We start from the raw sequence: 19,245 nt of genomic DNA, 5'->3' as shown, positions 1-19,245 counted from the left end.
CCCCCCCCGGGGGGTGGGGGGGGGGGGATTGTCCAGAAAGTTCGCGCAAATCCGCGCGGTCTGGGGCTTCTCCCCGCCCCGGGGGTGCTGGAATTTCTGGGGGGCCGCCGGGTTTTTTCCAAGTTAAGGGGGGGAGACTTTAGTGCGGACACAGCGCCAGATCAGATCACGGCGGCGTGCGCTTGCAAATCCCCGCCAGTCACGCCACCCTGGCACCATGTTTACAATCGAGCATGAATTCGACGCGACAGTCATCACCCTGGTGGACGAGGGCGAAGCCCCGCTTCAGGAAGATATCACCATCAACAGCTTTGCCGAATGCGTGACGCTGGAACAATGGGATCCGCGCACCGACCGGGTGCAGAAGATCACCCTGTCGCCGGAGCAACTGCGCGATCTGGCCGCGGCCCTCGACCTGCCGGAAGGCGTCTATGCGCTGCGCGCCTCCGAGGTGGACGGGTAAAGCGCCGGAGGCGGGAGACAACGATGACCACAGGGTTTTTCTGGGACGAACGCTGTTTTTGGCATGGCGGCGGGAATTACGCTTTTACCCTGCCTGTGGGCGGTTTGGTCCAGCCCCTGGCCGCCGGAGGGCTGCCCGAAAGCCCCGAAACGAAACGGCGGCTGAAAAACCTGATGGATGTGACCGGGCTGACGACCGAACTGGCGGTGCAGGGCGCCCCGGAGGCAAGTCGCGAGGATCTGTTGCGCGTTCATCCGGCGGCATATCTTGACGCGTTCAAGCGGCTTTCGGATGCGGGTGGCGGAGAACTGGGCCGTCGCACACCCTTTGCGCAAGGCGGCTATGAAATCGCGGCCCTCTCCGCGGGCCTGGCCACGGCGGCCGTCGAGCAGGTCTGGACCGGAGCGCTCAGCAACGCCTATGCGCTGTCGCGGCCGCCGGGGCATCACTGTTTGCCGGATTTTCCGAATGGGTTTTGTCTGATGGCCAATATCGCGATTGCGATTGAGGCCGCCAAGGCCCGTCATGGGCTGGACCGTGTTGCGGTGCTCGATTGGGATGTACATCACGGCAACGGAACCGAGGCAATCTACTATGATCGCGATGACGTCCTGACGATCTCTCTCCATCAGGAGGGGAATTATCCGTTGGATACAGGCGCGATCACGGATCGTGGTGCGGGCGCAGGCGCGGGTCTGAATATCAACGTCCCTTTGCCCGCGGGAGCGGGCGATGCGGCATATCTCGCGGTGATGGAACAGATCGTCACGCCAGCGCTGGAGCGTTTCGCACCCGAGATGATCGTCGTTGCCTGTGGGTTCGATGCCGCTGCCATTGACCCGCTTGCGCGGATGCTGGTCACCGCGCGCGGGTTCGCCGCGATGACCGAGGCCGTGATGACAGCCGCCGACGATCTGTGTGACGGCAAGCTCGTGCTGGTGCATGAGGGCGGCTATTCGGAGGTTTACGTGCCCTTTTGTGGCCACGCGACCATTGCCACGCTGTCAGGCAGCGCAATCGCCGCGGAAGACCCTCTGGACGCGACATTGCAGGTGCGCCAGCCCCGGGGGCGATTTGCCGCGTTTCTGGATGATGAGGTTGAACGGCTGGCAGCAGAGCTGCGCTGACGCCAGCCGCGCTCTGGCTATGTGACCGCCGGACCCGGATCCGCACGCTGATTCTTTTTTCGTATTTTTGGCAAGAAGAAGCATTTGGATGCACAACGGACGGCACCGGTTTGGCCCGGCCCCTTGAATTCTGTCGATGGAGGGCCGAGATTGGCGGGGAGTAAATGTAAAAAGGCTTCACATATGCCCGAGAGAAACCCCGCAGCGCTTGATTTTCTGCTGAGCCGCCGGTCCCGCCCGGCCAAGACGCTGCAACCGCCGGTGCCGGATCGGGCGACGCTGGAGACGCTGCTGACGGCGGCGGTCCGCACGCCGGATCACGGCAAGCTGGAGCCTTGGCGGTTTGTTGTCCTGAGCGGGGGGGCGTTCACGCGTTTGTCGGCCCTGGTGGAGACCCGCGGGGCGGCGCTGGGCAAGACACCCGAAGACATCGCCAAGGCGCGCAGCCAATTCGATCTGGGGCACCTGGCGGTCGTGGTCGTGGAAAGTCCGAAAGCTTCCGACAAGATCCCGGCGCTGGAACAGACTTATTCGGCGGGGGCGGTTTGCCTGGCGCTTTTGAACGCTGCCCTCGCGGCAGGTTGGGGGGCGAATTGGCTCTCGGGCTGGCCGTCGCACGACCTGGCGTTTCGCGCCGAGGGGCTTGGCCTGGCCCCGCATGAGCGCGTGGCCGGGCTGATCCATATCGGCACCGAGACAAGCGCCCCGCCCGAACGGCCGCGCCCCGCCCTCGACAGCATCATCGACTGGGTGGCGGAATGATCCTCAGCGCGTTTTTCGCGGCCCTTGGGCAATTGGGCGATGCCCGGTTCCGACGGGTTCTGTTTTTGGGGATCGGACTGACGCTTGCGCTGTTGGTCGCCGCAACGGCGGGGCTGTTGACGCTGGTTCAGGCCTTGGTGACGGATGAGGTTGGGCTGCCGCTGATCGGGCCGGTGACCTGGATCGACGATGTGCTGAGCCTCTCGTCCGTGGTGCTGATGCTGATCCTGTCGGTCTTTCTGATGGTGCCTGTGGCCTCGGCCATCACGTCGATGTTCCTCGATACCGTCGCGGATGCGGTCGAGGATATGCATTATCCCAGCCTACCGGACGTGGAGCCGATCCCGTTCGGCGACGCCCTGCGCGATACGGTGAATTTCCTGGGGGTTTTGGTGGCGGCCAACACACTGGCATTGATCCTGTATGTGATCTTCCTGCCCGCCGCGCCTTTCATTTTTTGGGCGCTCAACGGATTCTTGCTTGGGCGCGAGTACTTCACGCTCGCCGCGATGCGCAGGGTCGGCCGGGTTCGGGCCAAGGCGCTACGCAAACGTCACGCCGGCACGATCTGGCTGGCCGGTGCGCTGATGGCGGTGCCGCTGTCGGTGCCGCTGGTCAACCTTTTGATCCCCATTCTGGGGGCAGCCACCTTTACCCATCTCTATCACCGGCTTGAGGGGCGCAGCTGACCCGGATCAATCAGGGCGCATGAGCCGGTGGAAGAGATCGAAATCGTCGACGGTGATCCATCCCGACAGGATCACCGTGCAGGTCACCACCCACAACCCAAAGGCCACATAGGTGGTGATCCAGGCTTTCTTCCTGAGAAAATGATGCTCCGGCGCCCCCGCATGGGTGCCCGGCACGATATCTCCCAGATCACCCTGGGTCTCGATACGGATCGGCAGGACGATCAGAAACGTCATGAACCAGAAAACGGCATATAGGACGAGAGCCGAGGTGATACCCATCGGGGCCTCCGGGGTTATGTTACAGGACTACCTATGTGTCCCGGCGCGCAGGACAAGGGGATCAGATGCGGTCGTCTCGGTGGTCACGCCTGGGCAAGGGCGTTGCATGCCGGACCGGTTTGGATTGGACCCTGTGCTCAGACCTGCTCCAGCTCAACCAGGCACCCGTTGAAATCCTTGGGGTGGAGGAACAGGACCGGCTTGCCATGGGCGCCGATCTTGGGCTCACCGGACCCCAGAACGCGGGCGCCGGTCTCTTTCAGGTGATCTCGGGCAGCGATGATGTCATCGACCTCGTAACAGACATGATGCATACCGCCGCTTGGGTTTTTGTCGAGAAATCCCTGGATTGGGCTGTCTTCACCCAGAGGATAGAGCAGCTCGATCTTGGTGTTGGGCAATTCAATGAAGACCACCGTCACGCCATGGTCCGGCTCGTCCTGCGGAGCGCCGACCTTGGCCCCCAGCGCTGTGCGGTACTGATCCGCCGCGGCCTCCAGATCCGGGACAGCAATGGCGACGTGGTTGAGACGACCGATCATGAGAGGGCTCCTTTTGCGCATGGTGTGCGGGTTATGCGGATTTGTACGCAGCGGGGCAAGAGCCCCGGGACACGATGGCCCACGTTAACCGCCTGTTAGCCGAACCGGGTCAATCCTGATCAGGCAGAGGCTCAGGAGGATGCCATGGACGATTCGGACCTATTCGCCCTACACCAGCGCCAGCCCACCGCGTCACGCCCGTTGCTGGGGCTCACCATTCTGGTGGTCGAGGACAGCAGATACGCGTCAGAGGCGATGCGCCTGTTATGCCTGCGAAGTGGCGCCCGTATCCGGCGCGCCGACAGCTTGCGGGCCGCGCGCAGGCATCTGCAGGTCTATCGCCCATCTGTGATCATCGTCGATCTGGGTCTGCCGGATGGATCGGGACTTGATCTGATTGCCGAACTGAACCATGCCAGCCCGCGCGTTGCGGTTCTGCTGGCCAATTCCGGCGACGATGGGGCGGAGGACGCGGCTTTGAATGCCGGGGCCGATGGGTTTCTTGCCAAACCGATCCGCGCGCTTTCGGTATTCCAAGAGGCGGTATTGTCCCGACTGCCTGCCGATCGCCGCCCGCCTGGACCCCGGCAGATCGCAGAGGATGAGGTCGATCCCGATCCGATGGCGTTTCGCGATGATATGGCCCATGCCGCCGAGGTGCTCACCGATGCGCGCGATGGCAAGATGCTCGACTACGCCGCACAGTTCCTCAACGGGGTGGCCATAAGCGCCCAGGATGACACATTGGCCCAGGCGGCGCGGCAATTGGCCGATATCCGGACAAAGGGCGGGCCGGTCACGGCACATGCGGCGCGCGTCGCGGGGTTGGTGCAGGACCGTCTACAAAAGAAATGGGCGATGTGAGATGGCCGTCTTTTTCGAGGCCATGCTCTGGGCGCTACTGAGTGTCGGGGGCGCGCTGGCATTGACGGGGTATCTCAAACTGCGCAGGACCGCGGCGCGGATCCGCGCAACGCGGCCCGTTCTGGAATTGCCGGAGAAGGATATGCCCGGGTGAGAGATATCAGAGCGCTTTGGCGGCAGGGCACCGCTTTGGCGCGCAACTGAAATCCACACTCATGAATCGGTCAGAGGCCAAATCAAACCGGCGGGTCACCAAGCAGTGCGAATGGGTTCGCGACCTAAGCACCAGCTTGTCGAACGGTTCGTTCCGCGCCCACAAGAACAGCATCGCTCGGCCAGGTCTTGCAAGCCAGATCAGGCCAGTGTTGGGATCCTATGTGAAGGCGACGCGCGCCCATCAGTCTTGCCCAGTCAGCAAGCGCCCGGGCCACCGGGACAAGTCAAAGCTTCACAGGCTGGGATCGGAACAGACCCGCACCAGCCGGGTAAGATCGCTCAATCGTTCGCGTTGCTGACCCGCCGCATCGAAGTTACCGGGCGCCAGCCAAACCCGGAATGCCTCGCTCAGCGCGGGCCATTCCCGGTCGATGGCCGCAAACCAGGCGGTGTCGCGGTTGCGGCCTTTGACAACCGTTGCCTGACGAAAAACCCCTTCATAGCTCAGCCCCAGGCGTTGCGCTGCCCTGCGCGACCCGATGTTGAGCGCGTGGCATTTCCACTCATACCGGCGATACCCCGCTTCAAAAGCCCAGCGCATCATCAGCGCCATCGCCTCGGTTGCGGCCCTGGTTCGCTGGAGAAGCGGCGCCATCGCGATATGGCCAACCTCGATTGACCCAGCGTCAGGGTCTACCCGCAGATAGCTCGCCACTCCACCCCAGCGCCCCTGGTCCTTGTCATAGATGGCCAGGAAGAATGGGTCCGGCTGTTTTTCGGCATCCCGGACCCAGCGGTGATATTGCGCAGCTGATGAAAACGGGCCGTACGGCATGTAATCCCAGACCGCATCCTGCCCATCGAATGCCCGGTAGAGCAAAGCCGCATGCCGATCTGCCGTCAACGCTTCCAGGCGCACGTAACGGCCTTCGAGGATCAGGTCGGGGTCGGGGCGCGGGGGCGATGTCCAGCCGGGGACCGGTTCGCCCAAATGCGCTTCACTGGAAGAGGAGGTCATGCAAGCGACCCTAACGCGCGGATCCGGCAGGGCCAAGAGATCATCTGTATTCGACCTTGGTTGGCCAAAAGCGCAGCGCCTGTCTTGCGGCGCATCTGAGATATGTACGGTGTAGAAAAAGCGGTCTCGCCCGCAAGCGACCGCCGCCGAAGCTGTGATGCGCCGACCGATACATTTCTGGCATTCAGTTTACCATCGCGCCTCTCCAAGCCAGCCAATAAGAGCATCGCGCCCTAGGCAATCCCCTTATCAAACCGGCTGCCGCACCAGCACCGATCCGCCCGCGTCGCGGCCCGAAGATCTCAGCCACGGCGGATCGCTCCGCGACAGGTCAGAACGGTCTCCGCCAGCCAGGCTAACGCGCGGGACAAGCCGCAACTTTGGCGAGCATGAGGCTCCCATTCTTTGGCCGGCAATCGGATACGGGGGCGCGCGTCCGCGAATCTAGGCGCTCCGCGGGATTGTAGGACATCGGACCCGTCCATCCCACCTCTGAGGATGACCGCGACAAGTCGACAGTCCTGCGATGCCGATGCAAACTCAATAACCTCAGCAAGGAGCGGGCGCCCTGACTGCATCCGACCGAACCGCCGGCTTACGCCAATGCACTGCGATATGCGTCGCCCGCGCGGGATCAGGATCGTCCGCCACGAGATGTATCGCAAGCTTCCGCTTCAGATGATCAGGGGCCGCGAAATGCCTCTCTACAGTGCCGTTTCGGCGGCTGGCGCCACAAACCCTTCTCGGAACGCGAACGCGCCCTCACGTGTGATCGGCAACGCGGTCAAAGGCGGTGCAAGCGCCCGCATTTCCATGAGAGAGCAAGGACCGTTCCCGCGCAGGGAATGCAGTTCGAGGATCTCGCAGGCGAGGTTTTCGTTCGGGTCAACGCAAGCAAGGGGTCGCTTTGCCACAAGGATATTCTGTCCTTTTTTGGGCGGTCCAGGTCGGCATAATGTAACATGAGCGGTTTGATGGCCACGGGTCCGTAAACGCTCTGTGAACGGTTCACCCGGATATGGCCGGATCGCCGCTTCGATATGGAGGAACGCCGCGGCACGGGGAGTCAGGCGTCTTGCCGCAGACCGAACGCCGGATTGCCCGAACCGCTGGGTCATGAATGCCATTATGGCATCGCATGCGCACCGAAATGCCTTGCATTCGAGGGCCAAGGGCTGCAATGTTCCTAGATTGTTCACCATGACAAAGAAACTGTCGTTCTTCTATATGTTGGATATGGGCCAAACTGGATCACAAGATTTGCGCTGCTTTGAAGGCGGTCAGACCGGTTGGGTCTGCTCAACAGCGTCCTTGACCGACGCGCGCCTATGCTTTGGCTTTGCGGCCCTCGTCATGCCGGGCCTGCTTGCGTGGTGCTCTGTATGATGGACGGAAGCGGCTTCAGGGGGACAGGCCTGCAATCGCTTGAGCTTTGCGCAGGGGCCGGTGGTCAGGCGCTGGGCCTGGAGCGGGCCGGATTTGATCACCTTGCCTTGGTGGAAATCGAGAAAGCGTGCCGCGCCACCCTGATGCACAATCGACCGAACTGGACCGTTCTTGAGGGCGATCAGGCCGATCTCACTCATTTCGACGCCACACCCTATCGCGGGGTTCCCTTGCTGGCCGGGGGTCTGCCCTGCCCGCCCTTTTCCAAGGCCGGTCGCCAATTGGGCGCCTCGGATGAACGGAACCTGTTTCCGGCCTTTCTGCGCATCGTGGATGAGGCCCGGCCGGACGCGATCCTGGTGGAGAATGTGCGCGGCTTTCTGGATCGCGCTTTTGACGGCTTCCGCAGCGATTTCGCAAAGGCCATGACGGCGCTGGGTTATACGGTGGGCTGGCGCCTGTTTTCCGCAGCAGAGTTCGGTGTCAGCCAGTTGCGCCCGCGTGTGGCCATCGTCGGCTTTAGGACCGGCACAGGGGATGCGTTTGACTGGCCCGAGCCCAGAAAGGCACCTGCGCCGTCGGTCGGCGCCGTGCTGCACGATCTGATGGCAGAAAACGGCTGGCATGGCGCGGATGACTGGCGTGCGCAGGCACGCGGCATCGCCCCCACAATCGTCGGTGGATCGCTGAAACATGGCGGCCCGGATCTGGGCCCCACCCGCGCGCGCCAGGCCTGGGCCAAGCTGGGTGTCGACGGCAGGGGTGTGGCCAACGCACCGCCCGACCGAGACTTTGTCGGGATGCCTCGCCTGACCGTGCCGATGGTCGCGCGCATACAGGGCTTTCCCGATGACTGGGTCTTTACCGGACGCAAGACACCGGCCTATCGCCAGGTGGGCAATGCCTTTCCACCACCCGTGGCCGAGGCACTGGGCCGCGTCATTGCCAAGGCTCTGGTGAAAAAGAGCGTGTTCGCGGGCTGAGATGGCCAGCTTTGTTAGCCTGCGCCAAGCCTTTCACGCCAGCCTTCTGGACGGCATTCTGACCCGCTCACCCAAGGGTGTGCCCAGCAATGCCGACAGCTCGAGCAAGGCCAGCTGCGCCATAGCCAGCGGCATTCTGGAGCAGTTGGGCGCGATCCGCACGGCCGAGAAACTGCCCGGTCAAACCGCGGGCGCCGATTTTGAGACCGCGACAGCCCGATTTGTCGAAGCCTCTCTGGGGCATCTCGCGCATTTGCGTCCCGGCACGTTTCACGTAGCCAAGGGCGGAGGCATCTACCGGTTCGATCAATACGCCCATCTCGACGATCTCGAAGCGATCGCCAAGCAAAACCGGGAAATCGCAACGGCGCTCGGCTCGGACTATCTGATCAAACCCGATATCCTGGTGTCACGCAGCCCGGCAAGCGATGCGGAAATCAACGCGCGGGGGCATCTCGTCGATGACCGCACGGCGACGCTTTCGTCCCTGCGCGGGGTGTTTCAGCCGCTTGATCTGCTGCATGCCTCGATCAGTTGCAAATGGACGCTGCGCAGCGACCGCGCCCAGAATGCCCGTTCCGAAGGCTTGAACCTGGTGCGCAACCGCAAGGGCCGCCTGCCCCATATCGCCGTGGTGACGGGCGAACCATTGCCCAGCCGCATCTCTTCCCTGGCCCTGGGGACGGGCGATATCGACTGCGTCTATCACTTTGCCCTGACCGAGCTGCGCGCCAGCATCACCGCCTTGGCCGATGCAGGATATCTGGACATGCTTGATATGATGGTCGAGGGCAAACGCCTGCGCGACATCTCGGATCTGATGCTGGACCTAGTATCTTGATCACTCTTGCGGGATGACGCGCAGCCCCAGTTCCATCAACTGATCCGAGGTGGGCGCGCTGGGGGCATCCATCATCAGATCTTCGGCCCGCTGGTTCATCGGGAACATGATGACCTCACGGATATTCACTGTATCGGCAAGCAACATCACGATCCGGTCGATCCCGGCGGCACAGCCCCCGTGCGGCGGCGCGCCATACTGGAACGCATTGACCAGACCGCCGAACCGCTTGCGCACCTCGGCCTCGTCATAACCTGCGATCTCGAACGCTTTGATCATGATCTCCAGCTTGTGGTTCCGAATGGCGCCCGAGACCAACTCATAGCCGTTGCAGGCCAGATCATACTGATATCCCAGCACGTCAAGCGGGTCGCCATCAAGCGCTGCGATCCCCCCCTGCGGCATCGAAAACGGGTTGTGTTCAAAGTCGATCTTGCCGGTTTCGTCGTCCTTTTCATAGATCGGGAAATCCACGATCCAGGCAAAGGCAAAACGGTCTTTGTCGGCCAGACCCAACTCTTCGCCGATCACATCGCGGGCTTTGCCCGCGACTTTCTCGAACGAAGATGGCTTGCCACCCAGAAAGAACGCCGCATCACCCACATCCAGTCCCAACTGCTGGCGGATCGCCTCGGTCCGTTCCGGCCCGATGTTTTTGGCGAGGGGGCCAGCCGCTTCCATGCCCTGCCCCTGATCGCGCCAGAAGATATAGCCCATGCCGGGCAATCCTTCTTTTTGCGCGAAGGCATTCATCCGGTCACAGAACTTGCGGCTGCCCCCGTTCGGAGCCGGGATCGCGCGGATCTGCGTACCCTCCTGCTCCAGCAGCTTGGCAAAGATGGCAAAACCCGAGCCGCGGAAATGATCGGAGACAACGTCCATCTTGATCGGGTTTCTCAGGTCGGGCTTGTCGGTACCATACCAGAGCGCCGCGTCGCGATACGAGATCTGCGGCCAGTCGGTATCGACCTTGCGTCCGCCTCCAAACTCTTCGAACACGCCCTGCAAGACGGGTTGAATGGTGTCGAAGACATCCTGCTGCTCGACAAAGCTCATCTCCAGATCGAGCTGATAGAAATCGGTGGGTGAGCGGTCGGCGCGCGGATCCTCGTCGCGGAAACACGGGGCGATCTGAAAGTATTTGTCAAACCCCGACACCATGATGAGCTGTTTGAAAAGCTGTGGCGCCTGGGGCAGCGCATAGAACTTGCCGGGATGCAGCCGCGAAGGGACCAGAAAGTCGCGGGCCCCTTCGGGGCTTGAGGCGGTGATGATCGGCGTCTGATACTCGCGAAATCCTTTGTCCCACATCCGGCGACGCATAGAGGCGACCACGTCCGAGCGCAGCGTCATGCTGCGCTGCATTACCTCACGGCGCAAATCGAGATAACGATAGCGCAGGCGTGTTTCCTCGGGGTATTCCTGATCGCCAAACACCATCAGGGGCAGTTCGGCCGCCTCGCCCAGAACTTCAAGATCACGGATATAGACTTCGATCTCGCCGGTTGGGATTTTCTCGTTCGCGAGCCCTTCGGCACGGGCCTTCACCTCCCCGTCAATGCGAATGCACCATTCGCTGCGAAGTTTTTCGACGGCTTCAAAGACCGGGCTGTCAGGGTCGCACAGCACCTGAGTGATCCCGAAATGATCGCGCAGGTCAATAAAGAGAACGCCACCATGATCGCGCACCCGATGCACCCAACCGGAAAGGCGAACGGTCTGGCCCACATGGGCCGCTGTCAGATCGGCGCAGGAATGGCTGCGAAAGGCGTGCATTTGGGATGTCCTTCAGGCTCGGGGATAGGCGTCGCGCTGATACACATGGGATGGGCTGGGAAGTCAAGCGGTGCTGGTGTTCACAGGATCGCGCCCGGCCTTTAAATACATGGCCCAGGGCCAATCCGGGGCGCGTAGATTTGGCCGTTGTCGAGCAAGATGAAACGGCACCGGCCCGATCTATTCAGCCGCCCCTCTGAGCGGGAAATGGCGCCCGGAGTTGAGCACAATTTGAGTCGAATCAGGTTTCGTTGTTAATATTCGGTCCCAGACTTGGCTGTTTTTCAGGCCGCGCGGGTGGGTCGCGCGTATTGAGGGGTAAGCGAGAGATGTGGAAGAGACTTTTTGACCGCATGGCCGTTCGGCTGATCGGGACCGGGCGTTTGACCATTACCTATCCGGATGGAGAGACGCGACACTATGGGCCGGGCGGGGCAAAGGCCGCGATGCATATCCGCACGCCAGAGGCGCTGCGCGCACTCTGTCTGACACCGGAACTGGCGCTGGGCGAAGGGTATATGGACGACACGATCGAGATCGGCGGCAATGCCGAGCTTGAGGCGCTGTTGCGGCTTTTGCTGGAGAACCGCAAACCGGGGGCGTTTCCCGCCTATATCCGTGCGTTGGATCGGGTGCGGTTTCACGCGCGCGCGATCGTTCAGCGCAACTCGGCCCGGTCTGCGCGGGCGAATGTCGCGCATCACTATGATATCTCGGATGATCTCTATCGGCTGATGCTGGATGAGGACATGCAGTATTCCTGCGCCTACTTCGCCCGCCCGGATATGTCGCTGGAGGAGGCTCAAGCGGCCAAGAAGCGCCACATCGCGCAGAAATTGCTGATTGAGCGCGATATGCATGTCCTCGATATCGGCTGCGGCTGGGGTGGCATGGCGCTGACGCTGGCACGTGACTATGGCGCTCGGGTTACCGGCGTGACGCTGAGTGAAAACCAACTGGCCACGGCGCAGGCGCGCACGCGCGCGGCTGGGCTGGAGGATCGCGTTGCCTTCCGGCTGATGGATTACCGCGCGCTTGAGGACCAGTTTGACCGGATCGTCAGTGTCGGCATGCTGGAGCATGTGGGGCTGCCGCATTATGGCGACTATTTTGCTAAGGTGGCGGAGTTGCTCGATCCCGATGGCGTCGCGCTTATCCACACGATCGGACGGGTCTCTCCGCCTATGGCGCACAGCCCATGGATCCACAAATACATCTTCCCAGGCGGCTATGTGCCCTCGCTCTCCGAGCTTCTTCCTGCGCTGGAGGCGTCAGCACTTTGGCAGACGGATATCGAGGTCTGGCGGTTGCATTATGCGCGCACGCTGCGGGAATGGCGGGCGCGATTCGACGCCAATCTTGATACCGTGCAGGGATGGTACGACGCGCGGTTCATCCGCATGTGGCGCTATTACCTGACTGCGTGCATCATGGCGTTCGAGGGTCAGGCGCAATGCGTTTATCATTTGCAACTGGCTCATCGGCGCGACGCGGTGCCTTTGACACGCGATTACCTTTATGCGCCCGACGCGGCGCACCGGCACGCCGCCGAATAGGACCGATCCTTCAAGGTTGGCAACAGTGCTTTCAGACCCGGCGCTGCTTGGGCCGCCCATCCAGGCGCCTGAGCTCGAACCGGCAGGCACGGCCATTCAAGGCGGTGCATTCAACCTCTTCGCAGACGAAATCGGGGTGAACCAACACCTGGAAGAGCCGCGCAAAGACTGCCGCGTGCCAATCACAAAGAGGATGGTCGGCCACTTCGCCGCGCACCACGGGATTGTCCTCAATCTCAAAGCAGTATTTGGAAACCAGATGGAATTGCCCAGACCCGGCAAAGGTCCACGCATGGTTGCGTATGGATCGCGCCAGCACCCATGCCGCCATTGGAGCAGGCAGACGCTTGAGCAGCCATTGTGCCCTGGCCGGGATGCGATGCTCTAGAATATAGTCCGCGGTTGCCCGTCCCGCCGCCCAGGCCAGTGCGGGCGCCATATCGGGCAGCGTCCGCCGCACCTCCTGATGCAATCGCGCCGCCGGGCCTTCGGGGATCATCTCATCGCCCGATGGAAGCTCGAACACGCCCGCACGTGCCAAAATCTCGGTGCGCAGCTTGAGCCCGCCCAATTGGTCCAGGACCGGCACCATCTGCAAAATGGCATTCGGTCCGATCATCGCCGGGGGCGTTTCAGCCATTGGGTCAGCTATCCTCCATTTGTTGCGTACCCCCACCGCAGGCTCTTACGTCATCGGCCCGCCCACCCGTGCGGACCTCGGCCCCGTTGGGCATTTTGAACGACGCGTTGCGCGCGACCGCCCGCTCCTTGCCTTGCTGGCGCAGGGCCTCGCGCCGCTCGGCTGCACGTGCGGCCTTGTCGGCGCTGGCCTCCCAGTCTTCCATCTGCGCCTCGGCGATGGTGCGGCTCTCGTCGAAATGGAAGTCCAGCTTGTGCTTGGATTGTGGGCCGGTATAGCCGACCTTGCCCAGATCGTAGAACGTCCGCCCGACCCCGGCCTTGAGGAACGCGAACAGGCAGCCCAGCAGATACCGCCGACGGAACCCGGTGCCACGCCATGGGTAATGGAACAGCGCCTTCTTCATGTAAAAACGCCGATAGTTGTTCATCACCCCATCGAGAAGCTCCCCCCGCTCCATCGCGGCGGGTTTCATGATCGGCGTGACAAAATTGTACCGACTGAAATCGAAAACCTCGACCTGATCCTTCAACTCCTGAAACAGCGGCGTAAAGGGCCAGGGCGTGTACATCGACCAGTTGGCCAGATCCGGCTGCCAGTCCCAGGCCATCTGATAGGTCTCTTCCAGCGTTTCGGGGGTCTCGTTATCGAGCCCCACGATAAACTGCGCCTCGACCAGAATGTCGGCCTCGCGCAGAAGCCGGATCGCGGTCTTGTTCTCGTCGACCTTGGTTTCCTTGTTGAAGATATCAAGCTTCATCTGGGCCGCCGCCTCGGTGCCCAACGACACGTGGACCAGCCCCGCCTTGCGATAGAACTTCAGCAGATCCTTGTCGCGATAGATGTCGGTGACGCGGGTGTTGATGCCCCATTTCACCCGACGCGGCAGATCGCGCGCGATCAGCTCTTCGCAGAACTGGATGAACTTCTTGCGGTTGATGGTGGGCTCCTCATCAGCGAGAATGAAGAAGCCCACCCCGTGATTTTCGACCAGATCCTCGATCTCGTCGACCACAGCCTTGGGATCGCGCACGCGGTAGTCGCGCCAGAACTTCCATTGGGAACAGAACGAACAGGTGAACGGGCACCCCCGCGCCAGGTTCGGGATCGCCACCCGGGTGCCCAGCGGGATGTAGATGTATTTCGACCATTCCAGAACGCTCCAGTCGGGCTTGATCGCTTCGAGATCCTTGACCGTGCTGGCAGCAGGCGTGGCCACGATCTCATCCCCGTCGCGATAGGCGATACCCTTGATCGCCTTGCGGTTCACGGGCCACTGACCGTCGCGGATGGCGGTCATCAGCGCGGTGCAGATCTCCTCCCCCTCGCCGCGCACGATCACATCGATCCAGGGCGCCTCGGAGAGGACCTGTTTATACATGAACGTGGCATGGACGCCCCCCAGAACACGCACGGCATCGGGCGCGTGGGTCTGGGCGAGTTTAAGAACCTCTTCGGCGCGATAGATCGATGGCGTGATGGCGGTCACCCCCACCACATCGGGTTTCATCTCCGAGATGCGGGCGCCCAGTTCTTCATCGTCGATATTGTCGGTCATCGCGTCGATGAACGCGATGTCGTCAAACCCTGCGCTGCGCAGATGCCCTGACAAATAGGCGACCCAGGCCGGAGGCCAGGTTCCCGCGATCTCGGCTCCGCCCGAGCGGTAGTTTGGGTGGACAAACAGAATACGCATACCGGCCTCCCTGCTGGCCACATGCCTATCACAAAATCTGTCAACTTTACTTGACACATATCAAGGCGCCGCAAAAAAACGGGGGGCAATGCGATTGCCCCCCATTTGGTCTTGTTGCTGTTCATTGATCCGGTCAAACCGGGTCAAAGCTGCTGCGCATAGACAAGAGCCATGCGCCGCACCTGGACCCCCTCCAACAGACCCAGAACCCGCCTTTCAGCGGGACCCAGCGGCCCACAAGGACCGCCTCACGCAGTAGGTAGGCAAGACCATAAATCGGGATTTTCTTATACTTTCGTAAACCGGCGCACGGAACGACATATCGCCGCGCGTCACCGAAGACTTCCCCCTTGCACATACCCACGCCATCCCTATAACGCAGGACAATTTGGGCGCAGCGGGTGCCCAAAAAGTCAAGGGGCCGCACCATGCCGAAAAGAACCGATATCACTTCGATCATGATCATCGGCGCGGGTCCCATCGTCATCGGGCAGGCCTGTGAGTTCGACTACTCCGGAGCCCAGGCCTGCAAGGCGCTGCGCGAGGAAGGCTACCGCGTCATTCTAGTGAACTCCAACCCCGCTACGATCATGACCGACCCAGGTCTGGCCGACGCCACTTACATCGAACCGATCACCCCCGAGATCGTCGCAAAGATCATCGAAAAGGAACGCCCAGACGCGCTGTTGCCCACCATGGGTGGGCAGACGGGACTGAACACCTCACTTGCGCTGGAAGAGATGGGTGTGCTGGACACATTCGGGGTCGAGATGATCGGCGCCAAGCGCGACGCCATCGAAATGGCCGAGGATCGCAAGCTGTTCCGCGAGGCGATGGACCGCATCGGGCTGGAAAACCCCAAGGCCACCATCATCACCGCGCCCAAGACCGACAAGGGCCGCGATCTGGATGCCGGGGTTGCCATGGCGCTGGAAGAGCTGGAGGAGATCGGCCTGCCCGCCATCATCCGCCCCGCCTTTACCCTGGGCGGCACCGGCGGCGGCGTGGCCTATAACCGAGAGGATTACATCCATTTCTGCCGGTCAGGCATGGATGCCTCTCCGGTGGGCCAGATCCTGGTGGATGAGTCGCTCTTGGGCTGGAAAGAGTTCGAGATGGAGGTGGTCCGCGACACCGCCGACAACGCCATCATTGTCTGTTCGATCGAAAACGTCGATCCGATGGGCGTGCACACGGGCGACTCGATCACCGTTGCCCCGGCGCTGACGCTGACCGACAAGGAATATCAGATCATGCGCAACGGCTCCATTGCCGTGCTGCGCGAGATCGGGGTCGAGACCGGCGGATCGAACGTGCAATGGGCCATCAACCCCGATGATGGCCGCATGGTGGTGATCGAGATGAACCCGCGTGTGTCCCGCTCTTCGGCTCTGGCGTCGAAGGCGACCGGCTTTCCGATTGCGAAGATCGCCGCGAAGCTGGCCGTGGGCTTTACCCTCGACGAGTTGGACAACGACATTACCGGGGTAACCCCTGCCAGTTTCGAGCCATCCATCGACTATGTCGTTACCAAGATCCCGAAATTCGCGTTCGAGAAGTTCCCCGGATCCGAGCCGCACCTGACCACCGCGATGAAATCCGTGGGCGAGGCAATGTCCATTGGCCGCTCCATCCACGAGTCGCTGCAAAAGGCGCTGGCCTCGATGGAATCCGGCCTGACAGGATTTGACGAGATCGACATCCCCGGCGCGCCCGACAAGGCCGCCGTGATCAAGGCGATCAGCCTGCAAACCCCGGACCGGCTGCGCACCATCGCGCAAGCCATGCGCGAGGGGCTGACCGATGACGAGATCCATACCGTCACCATGTTCGATCCCTGGTTCCTCGCCCGCATCCGCGAGATCGTGGATGCCGAGGCCACTCTGAGGAAATCCGGTCTGCCCACCACCGAAGAGGGACTGCGCGCCGTCAAGATGATGGGTTTCACCGATGCCCGGCTTGGCCACCTGACAGGCCGTGACGAGGATAACGTCCGCCGCGCGCGTCATAACATGGGGGTCACGGCGGTCTTCAAACGCATCGACACCTGTGCGGCGGAGTTCGAGGCGCAGACGCCCTACATGTATTCGACCTATGAGGCCCCGATGATGGGCGAGGTGGAATGCGAGGCACGGCCCTCAGACGCTCAGAAAGTTGTCATCCTGGGCGGCGGCCCCAACCGGATCGGCCAGGGGATCGAATTCGACTACTGCTGCTGTCACGCCTGTTTCGCACTGAGCGATGCGGGCTACGAGACCATCATGGTCAACTGCAACCCCGAGACGGTTTCGACCGATTACGACACGTCCGACCGGCTCTATTTCGAGCCGCTCACCTTTGAACACGTGATGGAAATCCTCAGGGTTGAGCTGGAGAACGGAACCCTCCACGGAGTGATCGTGCAGTTCGGCGGCCAGACGCCGCTCAAGCTTGCCAATGCGCTGCATGATGCGGGTATCCCGATTTTGGGCACCACGCCAGATGCCATTGACCTGGCCGAAGACCGCGAGCGGTTCCAGCAGCTCGTCGAACAGCTCGGCCTTAAGCAACCCAAGAACGGCATCGCTCACACAGGTTCGCAAGCCATTGAAATTGCGTCTGATATTGGGTTTCCGCTGGTGATCCGACCATCCTATGTGCTGGGGGGCCGCGCCATGGAGATCGTGCGGGATCAGGCCCAGCTTGAACGCTATATCTCCGAGGCGGTCGTGGTCTCGGGCGACAGCCCCGTCCTGCTCGACAGTTATCTCTCCGGCGCCGTGGAACTGGATGTGGACGCTCTGTGCGACGGCGAGACGGTCCATGTGGCCGGCATCATGCAGCATATCGAAGAGGCCGGCGTGCATTCCGGCGACAGCGCCTGCTCCCTGCCGCCCTACTCGCTCTCCACTGAAATCATACAAGAGGTCAAACGCCAGACCTTTGCGCTGGCCAAGGCCTTGAATGTCGTGGGTCTGATGAATGTGCAATTTGCTATCAAGGACGGCGCGGTCTATCTGATCGAGGTCAATCCCCGCGCCTCGCGCACCGTGCCATTCGTGGCAAAGGCAACCGACAGCGCGATCGCTTCCATCGCCGCAAGGGTCATGGCAGGAGAAAAGCTGTCAGCCTTCCCAATGCGCCCCGCTTATGATGCAAGCGCCTCTTACGATACGGTCTTGCCGCTGGCCGATCCAATGACGCTGGCCGATCCCGACATGCCGTGGTTCTCGGTCAAGGAGGCCGTGCTGCCCTTCGCGCGCTTCCCCGGTGTGGACACGATCCTGGGTCCCGAGATGCGTTCGACCGGCGAGGTGATGGGATGGGATCGCGACTTTCCCCGCGCCTTCCTCAAGGCGCAGATGGGCGCGGGCATGACGTTGCCCTCAGAAGGCTGTGCGTTCATCTCGATCAAGGACGCCGACAAGACGCCCGAGATGTTGGAAGCCGCCCGAACTCTTGTGGATCTTGGGTTCTCTCTGGTCGCCACCCGCGGCACCCAAGGCTGGCTGGACGCTCTGGGCGTGCCTTGCGGCGTGGTCAACAAGGTTTATGAGGGACGTCCTGACGTCACCGATCTGATGAAGGATGGTGGCGTGCAGCTGGTGATGAATTCTACCGAAGGCGCACAAGCGGTGGAGGATTCGAAATCCATCCGTTCCATCGCGCTCTACGACAAGATCCCCTATTACACCACCGCAGCCGCCAGTCATGCCGCCGCCCTTGCCATCAAGGCTCAGGCCGAAGGCGACGTAGGGGTGAAGGCGTTGCAGGGCTGAGCCCAGGTCAAAGCGGACGGGTTGCCGGGACATCACGCAGCCGTTGCGCGCCCGACACGACGCTGTGAGCCTTACAGTTGAATGCGTCCAGGATGATACTCAGAACAGGTGTCTCAAACCCCTTCGGGGGCGCGGCCCCTTTCAACACCGCATGCGTCATCGCAAATGCATTGACTGCAGCGCCAAATGAACCGTTGCGGCAGCCAATATGTGTCCATCAAGTATACCCAACGACTTGCAGACGCCGGATTGGAGCCTTCAGTCGGCAGTGTAGGTGACAGCTATGACAATGCGCTATCCGAGACGATCATTAATCTGTTCAAAACCGAAACAATCAATCGTCTTGGCCCGTGGAAATCCAAAGATCCGGTTGAATGGGAAACCCTTCATTGGGTCGATTGGTTCAACACAGCGAGATTGCTCGAACCCTTCAGGTACATCACGCCGAAAGAAGCAGAGGAGAGATATCATCAAACCTTGAAGTCATACAAAATCGCAGCTTGAAACACGAACTCAACAGTCTCCGGGAAAACCGGGGCGGTTCAAACCGGGGGAAATCCAACTCCAATGCTCAAAGTGTATGTCTCATGGTCCAGAACAGTTTGCTTGGGCTAAAGTCTCCCGCCATTAACTTGGGACATACCCGGCAGCCCTGCAGGAATTCCAGCACCCCTGGGGCGAGTAGACATCAAACCCTCGCATTGCC

The 19,245-nt window shown here is 61.5% G+C and carries 16 protein-coding genes and 1 pseudogene; 11 read left to right on the top strand and 6 right to left on the bottom strand.

Annotated elements, in window-relative coordinates; genetic code table 11:
* The first annotated feature begins 217 nt into the window (after positions 1 to 217).
* The 4 genes from HEP69_RS17205 (at position 218) to HEP69_RS17190 (ending at position 3,041) form a co-directional block, all read left to right on the top strand.
* Entirely contained in the window at positions 218 to 463 is a 246-nt protein-coding gene (locus HEP69_RS17205; protein ID WP_290559754.1) for a hypothetical protein, read from the top strand.
* A 23-nt stretch (positions 464 to 486) separates the two neighbouring features.
* A complete protein-coding gene (locus HEP69_RS17200; RefSeq protein WP_290559753.1) occupies positions 487 to 1,590 on the top strand; it encodes a class II histone deacetylase in 1,104 nt (367 codons plus the stop codon).
* A gap of 183 nt (positions 1,591 to 1,773) precedes the next feature.
* On the top strand, positions 1,774 to 2,352 hold the full coding sequence (locus HEP69_RS17195) for a nitroreductase (protein WP_290559752.1): 579 nt from the start codon (positions 1,774 to 1,776) through the stop codon (positions 2,350 to 2,352).
* Entirely contained in the window at positions 2,349 to 3,041 is a 693-nt protein-coding gene (locus tag HEP69_RS17190; RefSeq protein ID WP_290559751.1) for an EI24 domain-containing protein, read from the top strand. The genes HEP69_RS17195 and HEP69_RS17190 overlap by 4 nt, the downstream gene beginning before the upstream one ends.
* A 6-nt stretch (positions 3,042 to 3,047) precedes the next feature.
* Here the strand turns inward: HEP69_RS17190 and HEP69_RS17185 are convergent, their stop codons facing one another.
* A complete protein-coding gene (locus HEP69_RS17185; protein ID WP_290559750.1) occupies positions 3,048 to 3,323 on the bottom strand; it encodes a DUF1467 family protein in 276 nt (91 codons plus the stop codon).
* A gap of 137 nt (positions 3,324 to 3,460) precedes the next feature.
* On the bottom strand, positions 3,461 to 3,865 hold the full coding sequence (gene mce / locus HEP69_RS17180; RefSeq protein ID WP_290559749.1) for a methylmalonyl-CoA epimerase: 405 nt from the start codon (positions 3,863 to 3,865) through the stop codon (positions 3,461 to 3,463).
* A gap of 144 nt (positions 3,866 to 4,009) precedes the next feature.
* Between mce and HEP69_RS17175 the strand changes: the two genes are divergently transcribed.
* Together HEP69_RS17175 and HEP69_RS17170 are read left to right on the top strand one after the other, a co-directional pair.
* Positions 4,010 to 4,729 carry a response regulator gene (locus tag HEP69_RS17175; RefSeq protein ID WP_290559748.1) on the top strand — a complete coding sequence of 240 codons (720 nt, stop codon included), beginning with the start codon at positions 4,010 to 4,012 and terminating at the stop codon, positions 4,727 to 4,729.
* A gap of 1 nt (position 4,730) precedes the next feature.
* Positions 4,731 to 4,883: a hypothetical protein gene (locus tag HEP69_RS17170; RefSeq protein ID WP_290559747.1), complete on the top strand. Its 153-nt coding sequence runs from the start codon at positions 4,731 to 4,733 to the stop codon at positions 4,881 to 4,883.
* 294 nt (positions 4,884 to 5,177) lie between these two features.
* On the opposite strand, the gene HEP69_RS17165 is transcribed toward HEP69_RS17170, so the two are convergent.
* Positions 5,178 to 5,903, bottom strand: coding sequence for a GNAT family protein (locus HEP69_RS17165; RefSeq protein WP_290559746.1), 726 nt, complete (start codon positions 5,901 to 5,903; stop codon positions 5,178 to 5,180).
* A gap of 1,382 nt (positions 5,904 to 7,285) precedes the next feature.
* On the opposite strand from HEP69_RS17165, the gene HEP69_RS17160 reads away from it, so the two are divergent.
* Entirely contained in the window at positions 7,286 to 8,272 is a 987-nt protein-coding gene (locus HEP69_RS17160; protein ID WP_290559745.1) for a DNA cytosine methyltransferase, read from the top strand.
* Between the two features lies 1 nt (position 8,273).
* On the top strand, positions 8,274 to 9,113 hold the full coding sequence (locus tag HEP69_RS17155) for an NgoMIV family type II restriction endonuclease (protein ID WP_290559744.1): 840 nt from the start codon (positions 8,274 to 8,276) through the stop codon (positions 9,111 to 9,113).
* Here the strand turns inward: HEP69_RS17155 and aspS are convergent, their stop codons facing one another.
* Positions 9,114 to 10,889: an aspartate--tRNA ligase gene (gene aspS / locus HEP69_RS17150; RefSeq protein ID WP_290559743.1), complete on the bottom strand. Its 1,776-nt coding sequence runs from the start codon at positions 10,887 to 10,889 to the stop codon at positions 9,114 to 9,116.
* Positions 10,890 to 11,218: 329 nt separating this feature from the next.
* On the opposite strand from aspS, the gene HEP69_RS17145 reads away from it, so the two are divergent.
* Positions 11,219 to 12,445 (top strand): cyclopropane-fatty-acyl-phospholipid synthase family protein, encoded by a 1,227-nt coding sequence (locus HEP69_RS17145; protein WP_290559742.1) that lies wholly within the window; start codon positions 11,219 to 11,221, stop codon positions 12,443 to 12,445.
* A gap of 31 nt (positions 12,446 to 12,476) precedes the next feature.
* Here HEP69_RS17145 and bchJ read toward each other — a convergent pair whose 3' ends face one another.
* Together bchJ and bchE are read right to left on the bottom strand one after the other, a co-directional pair.
* On the bottom strand, positions 12,477 to 13,085 hold the full coding sequence (gene bchJ / locus HEP69_RS17140) for a bacteriochlorophyll 4-vinyl reductase (protein ID WP_290559741.1): 609 nt from the start codon (positions 13,083 to 13,085) through the stop codon (positions 12,477 to 12,479).
* Positions 13,086 to 13,089: 4 nt separating this feature from the next.
* On the bottom strand, positions 13,090 to 14,781 hold the full coding sequence (gene bchE, locus HEP69_RS17135) for a magnesium-protoporphyrin IX monomethyl ester anaerobic oxidative cyclase (protein WP_290559740.1): 1,692 nt from the start codon (positions 14,779 to 14,781) through the stop codon (positions 13,090 to 13,092).
* A gap of 428 nt (positions 14,782 to 15,209) precedes the next feature.
* Here bchE and carB point away from each other — a divergent pair, with 428 nt between their 5' ends.
* Positions 15,210 to 18,539, top strand: a complete 3,330-nt coding sequence (gene carB / locus HEP69_RS17130; protein WP_290559739.1) for a carbamoyl-phosphate synthase large subunit — start codon at positions 15,210 to 15,212, stop codon at positions 18,537 to 18,539.
* Positions 18,540 to 18,737: 198 nt separating this feature from the next.
* Positions 18,738 to 19,043, top strand: a pseudogene (locus HEP69_RS17125) (integrase core domain-containing protein); the annotation flags it as partial.
* Positions 19,044 to 19,245: the final 202 nt, after the last annotated feature.

Source organism: Aestuariivita sp. (assembly GCF_021404545.1).
Lineage (GTDB): Bacteria > Pseudomonadota > Alphaproteobacteria > Rhodobacterales > Rhodobacteraceae > Aestuariivita.
This window is presented reverse-complemented; position numbering and strand designations above follow the sequence as displayed.

What these genes read in the sequence shown, in the direction of transcription:
- HEP69_RS17155 (WP_290559744.1), top strand. Translation starts at nt 8,274, where the DNA reads ATGGCCAGCTTTGTTAGCCTGCGCCAAGCCTTTCACGCCAGCCTTCTG.
- HEP69_RS17145 (WP_290559742.1), top strand. Translation starts at nt 11,219, where the DNA reads ATGTGGAAGAGACTTTTTGACCGCATGGCCGTTCGGCTGATCGGGACC.
- HEP69_RS17205 (WP_290559754.1), top strand. Translation starts at nt 218, where the DNA reads ATGTTTACAATCGAGCATGAATTCGACGCGACAGTCATCACCCTGGTG.
- aspS (WP_290559743.1), bottom strand. Translation starts at nt 10,889, where the DNA reads ATGCACGCCTTTCGCAGCCATTCCTGCGCCGATCTGACAGCGGCCCAT.
- carB (WP_290559739.1), top strand. Translation starts at nt 15,210, where the DNA reads ATGCCGAAAAGAACCGATATCACTTCGATCATGATCATCGGCGCGGGT.
- HEP69_RS17200 (WP_290559753.1), top strand. Translation starts at nt 487, where the DNA reads ATGACCACAGGGTTTTTCTGGGACGAACGCTGTTTTTGGCATGGCGGC.
- bchE (WP_290559740.1), bottom strand. Translation starts at nt 14,781, where the DNA reads ATGCGTATTCTGTTTGTCCACCCAAACTACCGCTCGGGCGGAGCCGAG.
- HEP69_RS17165 (WP_290559746.1), bottom strand. Translation starts at nt 5,903, where the DNA reads ATGACCTCCTCTTCCAGTGAAGCGCATTTGGGCGAACCGGTCCCCGGC.
- HEP69_RS17195 (WP_290559752.1), top strand. Translation starts at nt 1,774, where the DNA reads ATGCCCGAGAGAAACCCCGCAGCGCTTGATTTTCTGCTGAGCCGCCGG.
- HEP69_RS17160 (WP_290559745.1), top strand. Translation starts at nt 7,286, where the DNA reads ATGATGGACGGAAGCGGCTTCAGGGGGACAGGCCTGCAATCGCTTGAG.
- HEP69_RS17170 (WP_290559747.1), top strand. Translation starts at nt 4,731, where the DNA reads ATGGCCGTCTTTTTCGAGGCCATGCTCTGGGCGCTACTGAGTGTCGGG.
- mce (WP_290559749.1), bottom strand. Translation starts at nt 3,865, where the DNA reads ATGATCGGTCGTCTCAACCACGTCGCCATTGCTGTCCCGGATCTGGAG.
- HEP69_RS17190 (WP_290559751.1), top strand. Translation starts at nt 2,349, where the DNA reads ATGATCCTCAGCGCGTTTTTCGCGGCCCTTGGGCAATTGGGCGATGCC.
- HEP69_RS17185 (WP_290559750.1), bottom strand. Translation starts at nt 3,323, where the DNA reads ATGGGTATCACCTCGGCTCTCGTCCTATATGCCGTTTTCTGGTTCATG.
- HEP69_RS17175 (WP_290559748.1), top strand. Translation starts at nt 4,010, where the DNA reads ATGGACGATTCGGACCTATTCGCCCTACACCAGCGCCAGCCCACCGCG.
- bchJ (WP_290559741.1), bottom strand. Translation starts at nt 13,085, where the DNA reads ATGGCTGAAACGCCCCCGGCGATGATCGGACCGAATGCCATTTTGCAG.